We start from the raw sequence: 17,742 nt of genomic DNA, 5'->3' as shown, positions 1-17,742 counted from the left end.
ATACGGGTATCGCAGGCATATATACGAAACAATCAACGGAAAATGCGTTAGAGACATGGCATATACGGACAGGTCGGACCGCGAGCTCAGGAAGACCAAGCGTCTGCTTGAGGCGGCGCTGGCACAGGTGAAACGCGAACAGGCCGAGCGCGCACGCCTCGCCGCGGACGGCGACGGTGGCACGGTTGCGACGCAAGGTCGCACGGTGAGATCCGGCGAAGGGCCCACGGCCGCCGATTTCGACGACACGCAGCATGCAGGCTCCGCCGAGACGCGCGTCATCACCGGCATTGCGAACGGGCAGGCGGAAACCGAGACTCCGGAACGGCAATGGCGGGCACCGGCGGTGGCGTTGCGCACGACGTCCGCGGCCACGTCCACAGACGACATGCCGACCGTGGCCGTGCCGCTCGGCTCGCTCTCCGCGGCGAAAGCGCCGACGCGGCGAGCGCGGCTGACGAGGAACCCGCAGCTCGTCTCATCAATCAAGCGCGTGCTGCGCAAGACGATCACCTGGACGTTCGACTTGTGGATACGGTTCTCCACGGCCATTGCGCGGCAGCTGCACTGGTTCCCCATGGTCAAGCCATACGTGGGCTACGGCACGGAGGAATACTCGCGACTGGTCTGCCGTACTATCCTCGCGCCGGCTGACGGGCAGCCGAACAAGCCGATGCGTGGCATCCACGCGATGCTCGAGGTGCCCGCGCCGGGCCAGTGCGTGCAGATCGACATCGACGGCGTGCCGCTGCGAACCGTGCAGGTGGGCACGATGGAGGTCTACGACCGGGTGGATTCCGCGCGGTCGGTGACGATGGACTACTCGGTGTCGGATTCGTCGGGCTACCTCGACCTGCTCGCCGAGCACAGGCTCGAGCCGGGCGTGCACATGGTCGGCTGCAAGCTCAAGGAACGGCCGGCGGTGGAGGCGGAATTGTTCACGATTCCGAGCACGGCGAAGGTGGGCGTGATCTCCGACGTCGACGACACGTGCATGGTCACGCAGGTGCCCACATTGTGGAAGGCCGTGTACAACATGCTGTTCCTGAGCCCACACAAGCGCGCGTCGGTGCCGGGCATGGCGGTCATGTACAACAAGATCGCGAGCATGTTCCCGGGGGCGCCGTTCTTCTACCTGTCGACCTCGCCGTGGAACGTGGAGAACTCGATTCGCAGCTTCCTCATAGACTACGGGTTCCCGGACGGCCCGCTGCTGCTGCGCGACCTCGACCCGCGGCCGAAGACCTTCGTGCCCTCCGGCGTGCAGCACAAGCTCGAATACGCCGAGCAGCTCATGGAGGACTTCCCGAACATGAAGTTCATTCTAATCGGCGACGACGGGCAGAAAGACCCGACCACCTACGCCGAGATCGCACGCCGCTACCCGGGGCGCGTGCTCGCCATTGGCATACGCCAGCTTTCGCCCAAGGAATCCGGCGGATTTGGCACAATGTCGGGCTTCTCCACCACGCAGCCCGTGCCGGTGACCGACGTGCCGGTATTCACCGGCACCACCGGTTCGAACATCATGAAGACGATGCTGCCCTACCTGCAGCAGTTCATGTGAGTCTGAGCCTTCTCGGCAGCAGTTGACCCTTTTTACGCAGTATTAAATAACTGAACGGAAGAAATCTGCATTGAACAGAAGAAATCTGCGTAAAAGGAGACAAATAGGACGCGTAAATGTCCCTTTTTACGCATGGGCGTTTTGCGCAAAGGGACCGAGGAAGGCGTAAAAAGGGACAAATTGCGGGCGACGAATGTCCCTTTTTACGCAGAGGGACGCAGAAAGTGGGACGTAAAAGGAGACAGGTGGGAGTCTGCGGATGTCCCTTTTTACGCAAGGGAGGGTGCGCGGGTATAATCTCTGGCCTAATGACTGATATGCATGTTTTCCCGACGCCGCCGAAGGCGAAGCAGGTTCCCTCGGCGCGCACATTCCATGGCGACACCTTCACCGACCCCTACGAGTGGATGCGAGATAAAGATTCCGCAGACCTCAAATCGTATGTGGCCGCCGAGAACGCCTACACCTCCGCGCGCACGGCCGGCTTGGCCAATCTGCGCACAACGCTATTCGACGAGTTCCGCTCGCATGTGCAGGAGACTGACATGTCGGTGCCCACACGACTGGACGGCTACTGGTACTACGCGCGCACGCAGGAGGGCAAGCAGTACGGCGTGCAGTGCCGCATGCCGATTCGCGGCGAGGACGATTGGACGCCGCCCGAGATCAACACCAACGATGCACCGGGCGTGATCCCCGGCGAACAGGTGATCCTCGACGCCAACGCAGAGGCCGAGGGCCACGATTTCTTCCAGATTGGCGGCATGGACATCTCGAAGGACGGCACATGGCTGCTGTTCGGCGTCGACACGACCGGCAATGAGCAATATGATTTCCGCATTCGCAACCTCGACACCGGCGAACAGCTGCCCGACGAGCTCGACGGACTGGCTGCAGCATGCTTCACGCCCGATGGCCGCTATGTGTTCGCTACCTTGCTCGACGACGCGCAGCGCCCATATGCGATCCGTCGGCACAAGGTGGGCGAGCCGGTCGAACGCGACGTGATCGTGTACGAGGAACACGACGAGAAATTCTGGGTGGGCATAGGGCTCTCCTTCGATGAGCGGAATCTGGTGATCGGCACCGGTTCGAAAACGACCACCGAGGTGCTCATGCTGCCCACCGCGACGCCGGAGGGGGAGTTCCAGCCGTTCATTCCGCGGCAGGAGGGCGTCGAGTACGATGTGAGCTTCGCCGTGTTCGAACATGCGGGCGAGCATGGCGAGGATCTGCCGATTGCGATCGTCTACCACAATCTCGCCAACCCGAATTTTCAGATCGATGTCATCGACATGAGCACCGCGCGGCCGCCCTACTGCATTGGCGATGGCGTGCGCATTGTGCAGGGTTCGCCGTACGGCAGCGAGGACGGCGAGAAGGTGATCGCCGGCGCGTCCGCAATGCCGGTGGGCACGCCGTACGACGATTCCACGAATCCGCAGATTCTGCGCGGCGTGCGCGGGCTCGCGGTGGAGGGCATCGCGATGCACGAGCATTTTGTGGCGCTTTCGTACCGCGCGAACGGACTGCCCAAGCTCGCGGTGATGTCCAAACAGCAGGCCGCGCAGGACTTCCTCGCTCGCCGCCCCTGGCAATTCGCCGAGGTGAATGTGCCGGAGTTGGACGGGGATTGGGATGGCGCCTCGGACGACGATGCGGTGAACCCGTCGCAACTCAAGGATTTCGAAGGCTCCTCGGCGCGCCTGTATTCGATTGGCACCGCCGGCAACCCCAGTTACGAGGCGCCGCGCATGCGCTACATGGTGACGAGCTACACGCGGCCGGGCGAACTGCGCGAATTCGACCCGCGCACCGGTGAGGACGTGCTGCTCAAACGCGCGAACGTGCTGGGGAGTTTCGACGCGCGCGACTATGTGGAGCGACGCATCTGGGTGCCGGTGCGTGACGGCGAGCAGATGCCCGTTTCGCTCGTCTGGCGACGCGATCGCGTGTGCGCGCAGATGCCGATGTTCGTGATCGGTTACGGTGCCTACGAAATCAGTTCGGACCCGGCGTTCTCGGTGTCGCGACTGAGCATGCTCGACCGCGGCGTGCTCTACGTGGTGCCGCATGTGCGCGGCGGCGGCGAAATGGGACGCGCATGGTACGAGATGGGCCGCAGGCTCAACAAGAAGCACACGTTTGAAGATTTCATCGACGTCACTGCGGCCATACAGGACTGCGGGCTCGCCGACCGTGCACGCACGGTGGCGAACGGCGGCTCCGCGGGCGGCTTGCTGATGGGTGCCGTGGCGAACATGGCACCGGAACGATTCGCCGGCATCGAGGCGGATGTGCCATTTGTGGATGCGCTGACGACGATTCTCGACCCGACACTGCCGCTCACGGTGACCGAGTGGGATGAGTGGGGCGACCCGTTGCACGATGCGGAGACCTACCGCTACATGAAGACGTACACGCCATACGAGAACGCGCCGGCGCCGGGCGAGGGCGGCGCGCGGTGGCCGGACGGCACGCCGGTGACGGCATTCCCGAAGATCTTCGTGACCACGTCGATGAACGACTCGCGTGTGATGGTGGTGGAGCCGCTCAAATGGGTGGCGCGGCTGCAGGCCGCGGGTCTGGACGCGATCATCAAGATCGAGGCCGAGGCCGGTCACGGCGGCACCAGCGGGCGTTACGCGCAGTGGAAGCAGATCTGCTACGAGAATGCGTGGGTGCTTGCCGCCATGGGCATCGACGAGTGAGAAGAGCGGTGCCGGCGCGAACCGGCACCGACTGCTCGGGAGTAATCCCAGAAATAATCTCACCACTAATCTCACCGTCAATCTCACTATGCGAAACGTTCGCGCCGAAACGTCCAAGAACTGAAAACCGCGCGAAAGCGGCGTGTGCGAGCAGGTAGTCTGCCCATATGACTCAAAACGCAAAGCAGTACACGATCGCCGTCATTCCCGGCGACGGCATTGGCAAGGAAGTGACCCCGTGGGCACAGCAGGCGCTCGAAAAAGCCACCGAGGGAGTGGCGACCTTCGAGTACGAGCCGTTCGACCTGGGGGCGGAGCGGTATCTGCGTGACGGCGAGATTCTGCCGGACGAAGATCTCGAACGCATTAAGAACACCGACGCGATTCTGCTCGGTGCGGTGGGCGACCCGCGCATCAAAGCGGGCATTCTCGAACGCGGCTTGCTGCTCAAGCTGAGGTTCGCGCTCGACCAGTATGTGAATCTGCGCCCGTCGAAGCTGTACCCGGGCGTCGAGTCGCCGCTGGCGAACCCGGGCGAGATCGATTTCGTGGTGGTGCGTGAGGGCACCGAAGGCCTCTACTGCGGCGCCGGCGGTGCGATTCGCCGCGGCACCGAGCACGAGGTGGCCACCGAGGTCTCCATCAACACGGCGTACGGCGTCGAACGCGTGGTGCGCTACGCCTTCGAGCTGGCGATGAAGCGCCGCAAGCACGTCACGCTCGTGCACAAGAAGAACGTGCTCGTCAACGCCGGCGACATGTGGCAGAACATCGTGAACAAGGTGGGCGCCGAATACCCCGAGGTTCAGCATGACTACTCGCACATCGACGCGGCCACGATCTACCTGGTCACCGATCCGTCGCGCTTCGACGTGATTCTCACCGACAATCTGTTCGGCGACATTCTCACCGACGAGGCGGGCGCCGTCGTGGGCGGTGTGGGTTATTCGGCGTCCGGCTGCATCAACGCGAGCAACGAATACCCGTCCATGTTCGAGCCGATCCACGGTTCCGCCCCCGACATTGCTGGCCAGGGCATCGCGAACCCGACCGCCGCGATCCTTTCCGCCGCCATGCTGCTGCGTCATCTCGGATTTGACGACGCCGCCGCGACAATCGACGCCGCCGTGGAACTCGACATCGCCGAAAACGGCAGCCGGCAACGCTCCACCGACGAAGTGGGTCGCGACATCTTGGCTCGCCTGTAAACTAGGGCACGTCAAGCCGATCACATTCGGCTCTAGGAAGCGCCGCGTGAACGCGCGGCAGGAAAAGAGGACATTATGTGCTGCAACTGCAACGAAGAAGCTCCATTCAACTACAGCAACGGTTTCCAGACCTACGCTCGCCCGACCTCGGGCCCGTACATCGCCACGACGCACATTCCGTCGGAGTACGGCCCGGTCTACGTCGACTGAGCTGGTCGAATTCGGCCATTTCGGCCTGAAACCGGTTGCGGGGCTAACGCAACACAAATCTTACGGAAAGGTCGGCCTTCGGGTCGGCCTTTTCGCATACCCAGGCAGGTGAGCACGCCGAAACTGGCAGGGCGCGCAAATCAGCTCGCCGGTAAGGGGTGCTCATTGGTCAGTATGTGAGGCGGGGTCGCAGACTTCTGTTGGCCGTTCGCAGTACCGTGACGAGGGCTTCATTGGCCAATCTGCGCACGTAGTCACTGAATGACCAGTGCAGAGAGGTGTTCGTCGGTCGATTTGCGCATGGGATTGCCGAATGGCCAACGAGGATAGCTACTCGTGGGTCTTTTTGCGCGAGCGGTACCGTATTGACCAATGAGAGTCCGCTGATGCCGCATTGTGCTGTGGAGATATCTTCACATGCGAAGAACGTGTATGCTGAGCGGTACCAAGCACACAGTGACATTCGTATAAGGAGACAATATGAGTGATCCGAACGGTTACCAGCCACAGGACGGCGACCGGCAGAACAACGGCGTGTCAGGCGCCGCACAGGCACCCCAGTACACGCAGCCCGCGCAGAATTACGCCGCGCCGCAGTACACGCAGTCGCAGGGCGGCTACAACGGGCAGTACCAGGACCCGAATGCCTATGCTCAGCAGAACTACACCTACGCCCAGCCACCGGCTGCGTACCCGACCTACCTTCCGCGCAACAAGTATGTGGCGGCGGCGCTGGCGTTGTTCTTCGGCATCTTCGGCCTGCATAACTTCTACCTGGGCTACACCGGCAAAGGCGTGGCACAGGTGCTCATCTCGCTGCTGACCTTCGGCATCGGCGCCATCGCTGTGCTGATCTGGGCGATTGTGGAGGCGATTCAGATTCTCACTGCGGATTACGGCACCGAGCACCACCGTGACGCGCGCGGTGTCGAACTTCAGGATTAGCGGCGACTTTTGACGCGTTGCATTCTGCGGGGTGCGGTTCCACTGAACTGCGCCCCGCATTCCATATGTGTGCGAATACGAAGGCGGGTGAGATCGAATGAAGTCCGGCGAAGTGAAGATTCCCGGCGGTAAACTCGTGCGGGTGACCTTGCAGGGCGACGAAGTGCGCGGTTGGCGCGCGACAATCGACGGCGATTTCTTCATGGACGCCGGCGCCGGCTCGGTGGTGGGGTGCGCGCAATCCGCAATCGACGCGCATTTGCCGGAACTACCCGATGATTGGGAGCGCTGGGGGAGCGCGGATTACCTTGCGTTCTACAGGGCGCTGTCCGGCGAATTACGCGGCGTGATCGGCGACACGCTGATCGGCGCCAACGGCGAGGCGATCGCATTGGCCGTCGTGCGCGCGCTGGTGGGCGGCAGTGCGCGCGAATCCACACAGACAGCCGAACGCGAATTCGAACGTATTCGCGAGGTGCGCGCAAGACAGCAGGGTGAGCGGGCGCAATCTGGGGACGAACCTGCGCCCATGCTCATCGGACTGCAGGAAGCGAAGCGGCGATGGGCGCGGATGAATCCGCAGATCGTCGTTGACATTCCACGCATGCCCGCCGAGCAGATGCAGGTGGACGAACTATGGGCCACGCAGGTCGCGAATGGGGAGCGGCAGGCGACGCTGAGAATCTGGGATTGGGGGGCGCCCGCGGTGGTCTGCGGGAAATTCCAGTCGATTGCCGATGAGGTGGATCTGGAATACGCCAAAGAGCACGGCATTGAAGTGGTGCGGCGCGACACCGGCGGTGGCGCGATGTTCATAGAACCGCAGAACACGATCACCTATTCGCTCTACGTGCCCGAGCCGGTGGTGGCGGGGCTCGACGCGCGGCAATGCTACCAGTTCTGCGATATGTGGCTGCTGGAGGCGCTCGCCGCATGCGGTGTGCGCGCGCATTTCGCCGGGCTCAACGACATTGCGAGCGCGGCGGGCAAGATAGGCGGCGCGGCGGAACGTCGGTTCCCGGCCAGCGGGGAGGGGCCCGGCTGCCTGCTGCACCACGACACGCTGGCATATGCGATGAACACCGAGCATTTGCGGCATGTGCTGCGCCCGTCGAAGGAGAAGATGTCAGACAAGGCGGTGAAATCGGCGAGCAAACGCGTCGACCCGATGAATTCGCAGACGTCGTGCACGCGCGCGCAGATTGTCGGTCGCATGCTCGAGACGGCCTCCCGTTTCGGTGTCGTAGGGAATACAATATGAAAGGCAGTGCTTTTCTATAGACACCTTTGGAGGAACGGCATGAATCAGTCCGCCGAGCGGATGCCAAGCGGCGCGATGTCTGACGAACCGGCCGGCGTGGGCGACGCGTGCGAGCGACGCAACCCGCTGCTGGAGACCGCGTTGTTCAAGCAGGTCTCCGAGGAGCAGGCGCGCGAGCTCGTGCCCTACCTGCACCATGAGGAGTACGACAAGGGCGAGTACATCTTCACCGAGGGCGACACCGACCAGCGCATGTATGTGATCCAGGAGGGGCGCGTGAAGCTGACGCGGCAGTCTGCGGACAAGCGCGTGCAGCTGCTCTCGATACATACCCGCGGCGAACTGCTCGGCGAGATTCCCGTGTTCGACCCGCAAGGCGGCCCGCGCACGGCGAACGCGGTGGCGATGGTGGACGGTACCCAGGTGGTGTGGCTCGACCATGACGCATTGTTCGCGTGGCTCGGCAAATACCCGGGCGTGGCCGTCGACATGCTGCAGGTGCTCGCGAACCGTATGCGCGCCAATAACGAGCGCATTGCCGATCTGGTGTTCAGCGATGTGCCCGGCCGCTTGGCGAAGACATTGCTGAGCCTCGCCTCGCGCTTCGGCAAGCCGGTGGAGGAAGGGCTGCAGGTGCCGCATGACCTCACCCAGGAGGAGATGGCGCAGCTCGTCGGTTCCTCGCGCGAGACCGTGAACAAAGCGCTCATGGATTTCGCGAACCGGGGCTGGATTGCACGCAACGGGCGCACTATAATCATCTACCAGCCGGGAGCTCTCATCCGCCGTTCGCAGCGGTAGGCGTGCGGGTTCCGGGCAGTCGATATGCCAATCTGATTGTCTTCTGAGAACAGGCTGACAATCATTTGTATATTTTTCGGACATACTGTAAAATTCGCGCTCCGGTAGAGCCAGACCCATAGAATAGAGACATGCCGAAGAAGAAGAACCTCACTGGCGCTCGTATACTTGCGCTCGCACTCGCCTTCATCACGCTGTGCCTTGGCGGCGGTGTGACGTTGGCCGTGCTCTTCCTGCCCACCGTGATGGGGGCGAATCAGATTGTGAAGGCCGTGACGCCGTCGATGCAGGTTGAGGGCATCGATTTCGATGTGACGAATCTGCCGCAGAAGTCGACGATGTACGCGAGCGACGGCAAGACCGTAATCGCCGAGTTCTATGCGCAGAATCGTGAGGTCGTGCCCTTGAAGGACATCTCCAAGCCGATGATGCAGGCCGTGGTGGCGCGTGAGGACCGCCGCTTCTGGGAGCATGCGGGCGTCGATGTGCAGGGCGTGCTGCGTGCGTTCGTGCAGACGTATATGAAGAAGGGCGATCAGCAGGGCGGCTCCTCGCTCACGCAGCAGTATGTGAAGAACGTGCTCGCCACGCAGGCGCGTGAGAAGGACGATCCGATCGCCGAGTACCATGCGACCGAGGACACGATCGCGCGCAAGATGCGTGAGATGCTGATCTCGGTGCAGATGGAGAAGAAGTACTCGAAGCAGGAGATTCTGCAGGGCTACCTGAACATCGCGCAGTTCGGCACGAATTCGCTGTATGGCGTGCAGGCCGCGGCGGAGCGCTATTTCAACACGACCGCCGACAAGCTCAACATCGTGCAGGCGGCGACGATCGCGATGATCACGAAGAACCCGTCGAAGTACGATCCGTCGATTCCGGAGAACCAGGAGGAGGCGCAGAAGCAGCGCAACATCGTGCTCGAGCTGATGAGGAACCAGCATTTCATCACGCAGGCCGAGTATGAGGAGGCCGTGAAGACCCCGCTGGTGGACACGCTGCATATCACGCCGGTGTCGCGCGGTTGCATGGCGGCGAAGTACAACACGGGCTTCTTCTGCGATTACGTGGTGCACAAGATCGAGAACTCGCCGGAGTTCGGCAAGACCGCGAAGGACCGTGAGCGGCTGCTGCAGGAGGGTGGCCTGCATATTGTCACCACGATCGACCTCGATGCGAGCAATGCGTTGATGGACGTGGCGAACAAGACGATTCCCGCGAACGATTCTAGCGGCATGGAGATCGTGATGGCCTCGGTCAAACCCGGCACCGGCGAAGTGCTCGGCTTCGGGCTCAACCGCGCCTATGACGCGACCGATGCCGCGGCCACCGACCAGACGAAGTCGTCGATGAACTACGCGGTCGATCAGATTGACGGCGGTGGCCAGGGCTTCCCGATCGGCTCCTCGTGGAAGCCGATCAACCTCGTCGCCTGGATGCAGCAGGGACGCTCGGTCAACGAGATGCTCGTCGCGCCGACCGACTTCCTCACGAACCGCTTCACCTGCAACGGCTACACGGGCGGCACCGACAACTGGCACGTGACGAACGCGTTGACCAATGGCACGGTGTCGCCGGAAAGCCCGTTCCTCGGCCTCGTGCATTCGCATAACACGACGATGGCCGCGATGGGTGCGCAGATCGGCCTGTGCGCGGTGGCGGACGCGGCGAAGGCCGTGGGCTACCACAATGCGAAGATCGGACAGGAGGACGTCTACTCCGACATCTCGATGCACCCGGCGCTGCTCATCGGCGGCACCACATCGGTATCGCCGCTCACGATGGCCAACGTGTACGCGACGTATGCGGCCAACGGCGTGGAGTGCACGCCGATCGCGCTGAAGAAGGTCACGAACTCCGACGGCAAGGACCTCGACGTGCCCAAGGCCAACTGCCACCAGGCGGTGGACAAAGACATCATCCAGACGCTGGCCTATACGATGAACCAGGGCGTGACGCGGCCCGACGGCGCGGCAGGTGCGGCTCAGCTCGCGAACGGGCGCAAGACCTTCGCGAAGACCGGTACGAACGAGAACATGTACGTGACTACCGGCGGCTTCATTCCGAACCAGATCGCCACCTTCGTGCTCGTCGGCGACGTGCAGGACCCGATGAACCACCCGATCGAGAACATCGCGATCAACGGCAACTACCACGGCTACTGGGATGGTTCCACCATCGCCGCCCCTGCGTTCAAGGATGCGATGAACCAGTACGCCGACAAGAAGCAGCTGCCCATGGACAACGATTACGGACAACCTGTCGATAAGTACACGAAGAGCGGTGGCGTACAAAGCAACAGGCAGGGCACACAGCAGAACACGCAGAACCAGCAGAACACGCAACGGCGGTGATTCGCTCGGCGTGAATAGCACGATGGGCTCGGGGCAACTTGGGCCCATCGTGCTATTCGGATACTGGCGGTCTGTTTTTCGGAGACTTCCGCAAAGTATGCTGTCGTGGGCACGGTTTGCGGTTCATCGTGCGGATGTTTCCGTATGATGTGCCGCGGTAAGGGAGATTGGTGGCTTGTTGCACGGAAGCTTCCGTGGAATATGCCATAGGAGGCATTGTTTGCGGTCTGTTGTTCGGATGCTTCCGTGAACCGTGCCGCGGATGGGTTCGGTGACGGTCTGTTTTACGGAAGCTTCCGTAAATTGGACTGTGGAGGGTGCGATTTGTGGTCTGTTTTTCGGATGGTTCCGTAGGATGTGCCGCGGATGGGCTCGGCGGCGGCCTATTTTACGGAAGCTTCCGTAAGCTATGCCGTGGAGGGCACAGTTTGCGGTCGATCTTTCGGATGCTTCCGAAAGCTGTGCCGCGGCGGGGCTCGGTGGCGGTCCGTTTCACGGAGACTTCCGTGAACCGTGCCGCTCGCTGCAATGAGAATGTGATAGTCTGCGCGTATGGGCAAGTCTAAGGATTCGAAGAAGATTAAGGCGCAGCAGCCTACTCTGTTCACGCCACTCACATTGCGTGGCATCACAGCGCGCAACCGCATCTGGATGCCGCCGATGGACACATATTCCGCATTCGCTCTCGACGGGCGCCCGGGCGACTTCCACTACCAGCACTATGTTTCGCGCGCAATGGGCGGCTTTGGCCTGATCATTGTGGAGGCGACCGCGGTGACTCCCGACGGCCGCATCTCGCCATGTGATCTGGGCCTGTGGGAGGACTCGCAGATCGATTCATACCGGTGGATTGCGCAGGGAATGAAGGACGCTGGTGCTGTGCCGGCGATTCAGCTCAATCATGCCGGCCGCAAGGGCTCGACGAGTTGTTTCACCATTCGCACCGACTCCGGCTATGTGCCGCCCGAGTTGGGCGGCTGGCAGACGGTTGCACCGAGCGAGCTGCCGTTCGGCGATCTACCCGCGCCGCGCAAACTTACGGTAGATGAGATCCACGCCTTGGTGAACAGATTCCGCGATGCCGCATGGCGCGCGATGGAGGCCGGTTTCGAGGCGATTGAGATTCATGCCGCGCATGGCTACCTGCTGTCGGAGTTCCTCGACCCGCTCGTCAATGACCGCGACGACGAATACGGTGGTTCGCTTGAGAACCGCATGCGCATCGTGCTCGAAGTTGCCGATGCAATCCGCTCGGTGATCTGCGACGACATGCCGTTGTTCGCGCGCATCTCCGCGACCGACTGGGCCGAGGGCGGCTGGGATCTCGACCAGAGCATCGTGTTGGCGAAGGCGCTCAAGGAGCACGGCGTCGATCTGGTGGACGTCTCAACCGGCGGCATTCTGCCGAATGTGACGATTCCGACGAAGCCCGGGTATCAGGTGCCGTTCTCGGAGCAGATTCGCAAGAAGGCCGATGTTCCGGTGACCGCGGTCGGATTGATCACCAAACCCAAGCAGGCTGCGCGCATTTTGGCTAAAGGCGAGGCGGATGCGGTGGAGATTGGTCGCGCCGCATTGCGCGAGCCGTACTGGCCGTTGCGTGCCGGCTTCAAGCTCGGTGAGCCGACCAACCTGTTGCCATACCCGCCACAGTACGTACGCGGTGCATGGCGTAATGAGTAATGGCTCTCGTTGTCGCAAGAGACATCCCGTAACAGGGAAAGCCCGTGACGGGATGTCAGAGGCTGTGGGGAAGAGGGACGGCAAAAAGCCGAGGACGGAAAGCGGAATAGTGTGTGGTCGGTTGGGCCTGCCGGTTGATTTCGTCACTGGATCGCTGCGCGCCCTTTACGTTCCTCAACCAACCGGCAGGCCCAACCGACCACGCTGGTACCGATGAAGGTGCATGCTGTTCGCTGAACAATCATTCCATAGGTCATCCGAGTACCCCATTCAGAGGTCTCACAGTGCTGCCTTCGGGGGCGTGCGCGGATTGGTTGAGGAACGTAAAGGGCGCGCAGCGATCCAGTGACGAAGCCAATCCGCGCACGCCCCCGAAGGCAGGGGGTTAGTGTCTGGCTCCTAGTCTCAGAAGTCGGAGGGCTGAATCAGGCGTCGACGCCCACGGCCTCGGCGACGCTCCCAAAGCCGTCACGGCGTAGCAGTTTCGCGAGTCCGCGCTTCAATACGGTGATCTGCTGCGGGCCGCGGTACATGAGCGACGAGATGAACATGATGAGCGAGGAACCGGCGCGAATCTTCTCATAGGCCTGTTCGGGGGTGAACACGCCGCCGACGCCGGCAATCGCGAACCGGTCGCCATACTCGGCATAGGTGCAGCGAATGAGTTCGGTGCTCGCCGCCGTGCAGGGGCCGCCGGAGAGTCCTCCGAGCCAATCCTTGGGAATGTCGTCGAGACCGGTGCGGTCTTTCTGCAGATTCGCGATGGTCACGCCCTGCACATTGTGCGCAGCCAATACGTCGAGGAACTCCTTGAACTGCGGCCACGGCTTGTTGAGCGGCATCTTGACGAGCGTGGGCTGCGGGCGCTCGATTCTGTCGAGTGCGGTGAACAGCTTGTCGAGGTTCTCGGCGGACTCGGTGAACGGTTCGCCCACGGTGGTGTTCGGGCAGGAGACGTTCACCTCGACCATCGCGGTGCGGCCGGCGGCACGCTCCATGGAGATGCAGTAGTCTTCGATGCCTTCGTCCAGATCGCCCACCTGGTCGTCGTTCGTGCGTGCGATCGACACGCTCAGCTGCATGTTCTGCGTGCGCCGCCAGGCATCTTCGGCACGTTCGATCACGACGTCGGAGCCGTCGTTGGCCAGACCCACGTGCACCATCATCGAATCGTACTCGGGCAGACGGTGGAACCAGGGGCGCGGATTGCCGGCGCAGGGGCGTGACGTGGTGGATCCGACCGTCTCGAAGCCGAAACCGGCATGATCGAGCACGGTGGCCATGTCGCAGTTCTTGTCGAGGCCCGCCGACAGACCAAACGGATTGGCGAAGTTGATGCCCATCACATTCGTTTCGAGAATCGGGTCGGTGTAATTGAGCATGGTGCGGCACAGCCACATGAGCGGCGGTATCTTGCCGGTGACCTGGCAGAAGCGGATCATTTGGTCGTGGGCGATGTCAGGTGTGTGGTTGAACACGAAATCCGGCTTGATCACATGCTTGTACGCGAACGTGAACAGGTCGGTGGTCGCCTTGTTGATCGAGTCGTGCAGACCGTTCTGAGAAACATAAGCCATGCACACCATTGTGCCATTGGTCGGTCATAAGCGCATGCCTGCCGCACATCTGTCTCATGTATGTTCGAATGCGAATTCGCGCACTGCGAGAGAGTGGGTGTTAGGCGGCAAGCGCATACAATCGAAGCAGACAGTGAAATCAGGAGGGCGTGCGAATGGCGCAGTCGAACGGCGGACACCGGGTGTGTGTGGTGATGCCCACCTACAATGAGCGTGACAATCTGGAACCCACGCTCACCGACATCTTCCTGCGCAATCCCGGCGTGGACGTGCTCATTGTGGACGACGGCTCCCCGGATGGCACCGGCACGCTTGCCGACGTGATCTCGCGCGTCACATTGCTGCCGCAGGACCTCAACGTGGAACACAACGAGAACGACGCGCTCGCCGACGTGAGCTTCGCCGCCGACGATTCCGATTCCGCGCTGTATTCCGACACACATGTGAGCACGCAGGATCTGAAGATCGCAGACAGACTGGCGTCGTGCACCATGGATTCGCGCGTCTACGTGATGCACCGCGCCGGCAAGCAGGGATTGGGCACCGCGTACATTCAGGGATTCGAATGGGCACTCGGCCACGGGTACGACATCGTATGCGAGATGGACATGGATGGCTCGCACAGGCCGCAGGATCTGCGGGCGATCATAGATGTGCTCGAACGGCACCCGCAGGTGGACCTGGTGCTGGGTTCCCGTCGCGTGCCCGGTGGTTCCACCCAGGATTGGCCGTGGTGCCGCGACATGATTTCGCGCGCGGGTTCGCAGTATGCACGCGTGATGCTCGGGCTCAAGGTGCGCGATATGACGAGCGGTTTTCGTGCATACCGCGTCAGGATTCTTCGGCGCATCGACCTCGAGGGCATCGATGCGAACGGCTATGTGTTCCAGATTGATATGACCCGCCGTGTGATCGCCGCCGGCGGCCGCGTGGTGGAGGTGCCGATCGTGTTCCCGGACCGCACGCGGGGGGATTCGAAGATGGATCGTCAGATTGTGCGCGAGGCGGTGCGCAAGGTGACGCAATGGGGCTTCGCGCGTATGCAGCAGACGATTCTGCGCAATAACAAGAATAACAAGTAGGTGGAACGGCAGGTCGAGAGCGATCTGGAGCTGCCGGGGCGACTGATGCGCGAGGATGAGGGATTGCCGCAGAATAACCCGGACCGTTCCGAGGAATACTTGGATCGCGAGTAGCGGTTCGCGGCATGGGATGCAGGAATCCGTAAACCTGTGAATATGCGGTTTTGTTCGGTGTTGTGTGTTAAACACGCCGAGATGTTCGTTTCAAGTTGTTCTGTGGAAGAAGATGTGCGATAATGTTCGCATGATTTCTTCACAGCGTCAGCATTTGATTCTTGGGCGCCTGCGTACGCGCGGTGCCGTCCGCATCACCGCGTTATCGAAGGAGTTTGGGGTCTCGGCGATGACGATTCGCCGTGATATCGCCGAACTGGCCGACAAGGGGCTGTTGAGGCGCGTGCATGGTGGCGCGGTCTCCACCAGCACGTTGCTGAGCGAGCCGCTGTTTTCGGTGAAATCGCAGATGGACATCGGGCTGAAGGACGCCATTGCGGGCGAGGCGATTAAATACGTCTCCCCGGGCGACGTCATTGCAATCGGCGGCGGCACCACCGCGTACGTGTTCGCGCAGCATCTGCTCGAATCGCCCAACGCGAATGGCATCACGATTCTGACGAATTCGATTCCGGTGGCCGAACTCGTGCAGGCGCTGGAATCGAAGGACGTCGAGGTGATCGTCACCGGCGGCGTGATCACCCGTTCGAATTCGCTCGTCGGCCCGATCGCCGACAAGGTGATCGCCTCGCTGCGCGTGAACACGGTGTTCCTCGGCACGCATTCGGTGTCGATGCCGCGCGGCTTCCTCATGCCGAACTCGCTCGAAGCGGCAACCGACATGGCGATGATGGACATTGCGGACCGCACGATCATTCTCACCGACCATACGAAATGGAGCAGCACGTCGCTGTCGCTGTTCGCCAAATTCGACCAGGTGGACACAGTGATCACCGATGACGGTCTCGACCCGGATTCCGTTGCAAAGACCCGTGATCTGGTGAAAGAGCTTGTGCTCGCCCATCAGATCGAAACCGAAGAGGAAAGTGAGTGATGACACCAATGTCACAGACACCCAACCAGCCCGAATTCGCGCATTATCAGCCCGGCGAATACGCCACGGAACATCTTCGCATCACGCCGACCACGCTGTCGGACGGCCGTGATTTCTTCTACCTCGACGACGAGCCGGATTATGTGAACGGCAGCAAGACGCGCGTGCTCGACGACCCGCGCGATCTGGACTACCGCTTCGCGCCGCACCTGAACGCCGAGGGTGTGGAAGTGAAGTACGCGGCACCGCAGATGCGCCGCGACCCGCTCACCGGAGACTGGATTCCCATGGCCACGGCCCGCATGAACCGGCCGATCACGGCCGGCGCGGGTGCGACGGCGAAAGGCAATCCTCTCGCAGCGCGCAAACCGGGCGACCCGTACCAGGACGGCGAAGTGCCCGACACCGACTACGACGTCGTGGTGTTCGAAAACCGCTTCCCGTCCATGGTGCAGGTGCCGGGTGTGCTGAACGAGGTGCGCTATGTGGACGGCAACCCGTTGTGGCAGGAGCGCCCGGCGGCCGGCCGCTGCGAAGTGATCTGCTTCGACTCCGACGAGAACGGCTTGCCGGCGGACCTCCCGGTGGAGCGTCTGCGCACGGTGGTGGAGGCATGGGCCTTCCGCACGGCCGAGCTGAGCGCCATCGATGGCATTGAGCAAGTGTTCCCGTTCGAGAACCACGGCGAGGAGATCGGCGTCTCGCTCGCACACCCGCACGGCCAGATCTACGCGTACCCGTTCATCGCGCCGAAGCTGGAGACCGAGTTGCAGCATACGCAGGCGTATTTCGAACGCACCGGCGGCAATCTGCTGCGCGATCTGATGAATGCCGAAATCGAGGCCGGGGAACGCGTGATCATGCGCAACCACAGCTGGGTGGCCTATGTGCCGGCGGCCGCACGCTGGCCGCTCGAGGTGCAGGTGCAGCCGCTGCGCGACGGGGTTCTCACACTCGACCAGCTCAACGACGCCGAGCGTTGGGATCTCGCGCAGATGTACTCCACGCTGTTGAAGCGCGGCAACCGCTTCTTCGACAAGGGCGACGGCAAGGGCATGGATCTGCCGTACATCGCCGCCTGGCATCAGGCCCCCGTGCGAGACGCGCGCCGTGAGAACTACCGACTGAACCTGCAGTTCTTCTCGTTCCGCCGCGCCGCGAACAAGATCAAGTACCTCGCCGGCTCCGAGTCGGGCATGGCCGCATGGGTCTCCGACACCACGCCCGAGCTCATCGCACAGCGGTTCCACGAGCTCGGCCCCGTCGACATCGCCGACTGACCGCGCGGTACACAT

13 protein-coding genes are annotated in these 17,742 nt (G+C 62.0%); 12 read left to right on the top strand and 1 reads right to left on the bottom strand.

The genetic code is table 11. The annotated features are described in order from the left end of the window. The first annotated feature begins 55 nt into the window (after window positions 1-55). From BANAN_RS06715 to BANAN_RS06680, 9 genes are all read left to right on the top strand, one after another. Window positions 56-1,567 carry an App1 family protein gene (locus tag BANAN_RS06715; protein WP_014698154.1) on the top strand — a complete coding sequence of 504 codons (1,512 nt, stop codon included), beginning with the start codon at window positions 56-58 and terminating at the stop codon, window positions 1,565-1,567. Window positions 1,568-1,884: 317 nt separating this feature from the next. Next, window positions 1,885-4,278: a S9 family peptidase gene (locus tag BANAN_RS06710; protein WP_014698153.1), complete on the top strand. Its 2,394-nt coding sequence runs from the start codon at window positions 1,885-1,887 to the stop codon at window positions 4,276-4,278. Between the two features lie 167 nt (window positions 4,279-4,445). After that, on the top strand, window positions 4,446-5,486 hold the full coding sequence (locus BANAN_RS06705; RefSeq protein WP_014698152.1) for a 3-isopropylmalate dehydrogenase: 1,041 nt from the start codon (window positions 4,446-4,448) through the stop codon (window positions 5,484-5,486). A 75-nt stretch (window positions 5,487-5,561) separates the two neighbouring features. Next, a complete protein-coding gene (locus BANAN_RS08720; RefSeq protein ID WP_004218296.1) occupies window positions 5,562-5,696 on the top strand; it encodes a hypothetical protein in 135 nt (44 codons plus the stop codon). Window positions 5,697-6,176: 480 nt separating this feature from the next. Further along, on the top strand, window positions 6,177-6,641 hold the full coding sequence (locus BANAN_RS06700; protein WP_014698151.1) for a TM2 domain-containing protein: 465 nt from the start codon (window positions 6,177-6,179) through the stop codon (window positions 6,639-6,641). 97 nt (window positions 6,642-6,738) lie between these two features. Beyond that, the gene (locus tag BANAN_RS06695) at window positions 6,739-7,902 is read left to right on the top strand and encodes a lipoate--protein ligase family protein (RefSeq protein WP_014698150.1); all 1,164 of its coding nucleotides are present in this window, start codon (window positions 6,739-6,741) and stop codon (window positions 7,900-7,902) included. Window positions 7,903-7,977: 75 nt separating this feature from the next. Then, window positions 7,978-8,703 carry a Crp/Fnr family transcriptional regulator gene (locus BANAN_RS06690; RefSeq protein ID WP_048340850.1) on the top strand — a complete coding sequence of 242 codons (726 nt, stop codon included), beginning with the start codon at window positions 7,978-7,980 and terminating at the stop codon, window positions 8,701-8,703. Between the two features lie 131 nt (window positions 8,704-8,834). Next, window positions 8,835-11,057, top strand: coding sequence for a transglycosylase domain-containing protein (locus BANAN_RS06685; protein ID WP_014698148.1), 2,223 nt, complete (start codon window positions 8,835-8,837; stop codon window positions 11,055-11,057). Between the two features lie 552 nt (window positions 11,058-11,609). After that, window positions 11,610-12,740, top strand: coding sequence for an NADH:flavin oxidoreductase/NADH oxidase (locus BANAN_RS06680; RefSeq protein WP_014698147.1), 1,131 nt, complete (start codon window positions 11,610-11,612; stop codon window positions 12,738-12,740). Between the two features lie 425 nt (window positions 12,741-13,165). On the opposite strand, the gene BANAN_RS06675 is transcribed toward BANAN_RS06680, so the two are convergent. Continuing rightward, entirely contained in the window at window positions 13,166-14,317 is a 1,152-nt protein-coding gene (locus BANAN_RS06675; RefSeq protein ID WP_041777163.1) for a quinone-dependent dihydroorotate dehydrogenase, read from the bottom strand. 155 nt (window positions 14,318-14,472) lie between these two features. Here BANAN_RS06675 and BANAN_RS06670 point away from each other — a divergent pair, with 155 nt between their 5' ends. The 3 genes from BANAN_RS06670 (at window position 14,473) to galT (ending at window position 17,727) form a co-directional block, all read left to right on the top strand. Beyond that, complete coding sequence (locus tag BANAN_RS06670; RefSeq protein WP_014698145.1) at window positions 14,473-15,399, top strand: polyprenol monophosphomannose synthase; 927 nt, start codon at window positions 14,473-14,475, stop codon at window positions 15,397-15,399. Between the two features lie 244 nt (window positions 15,400-15,643). Further along, on the top strand, window positions 15,644-16,447 hold the full coding sequence (locus BANAN_RS06665; protein WP_041777162.1) for a DeoR/GlpR family DNA-binding transcription regulator: 804 nt from the start codon (window positions 15,644-15,646) through the stop codon (window positions 16,445-16,447). Continuing rightward, window positions 16,447-17,727, top strand: a complete 1,281-nt coding sequence (galT, locus tag BANAN_RS06660) for a galactose-1-phosphate uridylyltransferase (RefSeq protein ID WP_014698142.1) — start codon at window positions 16,447-16,449, stop codon at window positions 17,725-17,727. Before BANAN_RS06665 ends, galT begins: the two co-directional genes overlap by 1 nt. Window positions 17,728-17,742 lie beyond the last annotated feature (15 nt).

Origin of the sequence: Bifidobacterium animalis subsp. animalis ATCC 25527, assembly GCF_000260715.1 — a bacterium.
GTDB lineage: Bacteria > Actinomycetota > Actinomycetes > Actinomycetales > Bifidobacteriaceae > Bifidobacterium > Bifidobacterium animalis.
The sequence above is the reverse complement of the archived record's forward strand: the minus strand, read 5'-3'. Positions and strand labels throughout refer to the sequence as shown.

Excerpts from the sequence above, each read along its gene's own strand:
- BANAN_RS06715 (WP_014698154.1), top strand. The coding sequence starts at position 56 with ATGGCATATACGGACAGGTCGGACCGCGAGCTCAGGAAGACCAAGCGT.
- BANAN_RS06710 (WP_014698153.1), top strand. The coding sequence starts at position 1,885 with ATGCATGTTTTCCCGACGCCGCCGAAGGCGAAGCAGGTTCCCTCGGCG.
- BANAN_RS06705 (WP_014698152.1), top strand. The coding sequence starts at position 4,446 with ATGACTCAAAACGCAAAGCAGTACACGATCGCCGTCATTCCCGGCGAC.
- BANAN_RS08720 (WP_004218296.1), top strand. The coding sequence starts at position 5,562 with ATGTGCTGCAACTGCAACGAAGAAGCTCCATTCAACTACAGCAACGGT.
- BANAN_RS06700 (WP_014698151.1), top strand. The coding sequence starts at position 6,177 with ATGAGTGATCCGAACGGTTACCAGCCACAGGACGGCGACCGGCAGAAC.
- BANAN_RS06695 (WP_014698150.1), top strand. The coding sequence starts at position 6,739 with ATGAAGTCCGGCGAAGTGAAGATTCCCGGCGGTAAACTCGTGCGGGTG.
- BANAN_RS06690 (WP_048340850.1), top strand. The coding sequence starts at position 7,978 with ATGTCTGACGAACCGGCCGGCGTGGGCGACGCGTGCGAGCGACGCAAC.
- BANAN_RS06685 (WP_014698148.1), top strand. The coding sequence starts at position 8,835 with ATGCCGAAGAAGAAGAACCTCACTGGCGCTCGTATACTTGCGCTCGCA.
- BANAN_RS06680 (WP_014698147.1), top strand. The coding sequence starts at position 11,610 with ATGGGCAAGTCTAAGGATTCGAAGAAGATTAAGGCGCAGCAGCCTACT.
- BANAN_RS06675 (WP_041777163.1), bottom strand. The coding sequence starts at position 14,317 with ATGGCTTATGTTTCTCAGAACGGTCTGCACGACTCGATCAACAAGGCG.
- BANAN_RS06670 (WP_014698145.1), top strand. The coding sequence starts at position 14,473 with ATGGCGCAGTCGAACGGCGGACACCGGGTGTGTGTGGTGATGCCCACC.
- BANAN_RS06665 (WP_041777162.1), top strand. The coding sequence starts at position 15,644 with ATGATTTCTTCACAGCGTCAGCATTTGATTCTTGGGCGCCTGCGTACG.
- galT (WP_014698142.1), top strand. The coding sequence starts at position 16,447 with ATGACACCAATGTCACAGACACCCAACCAGCCCGAATTCGCGCATTAT.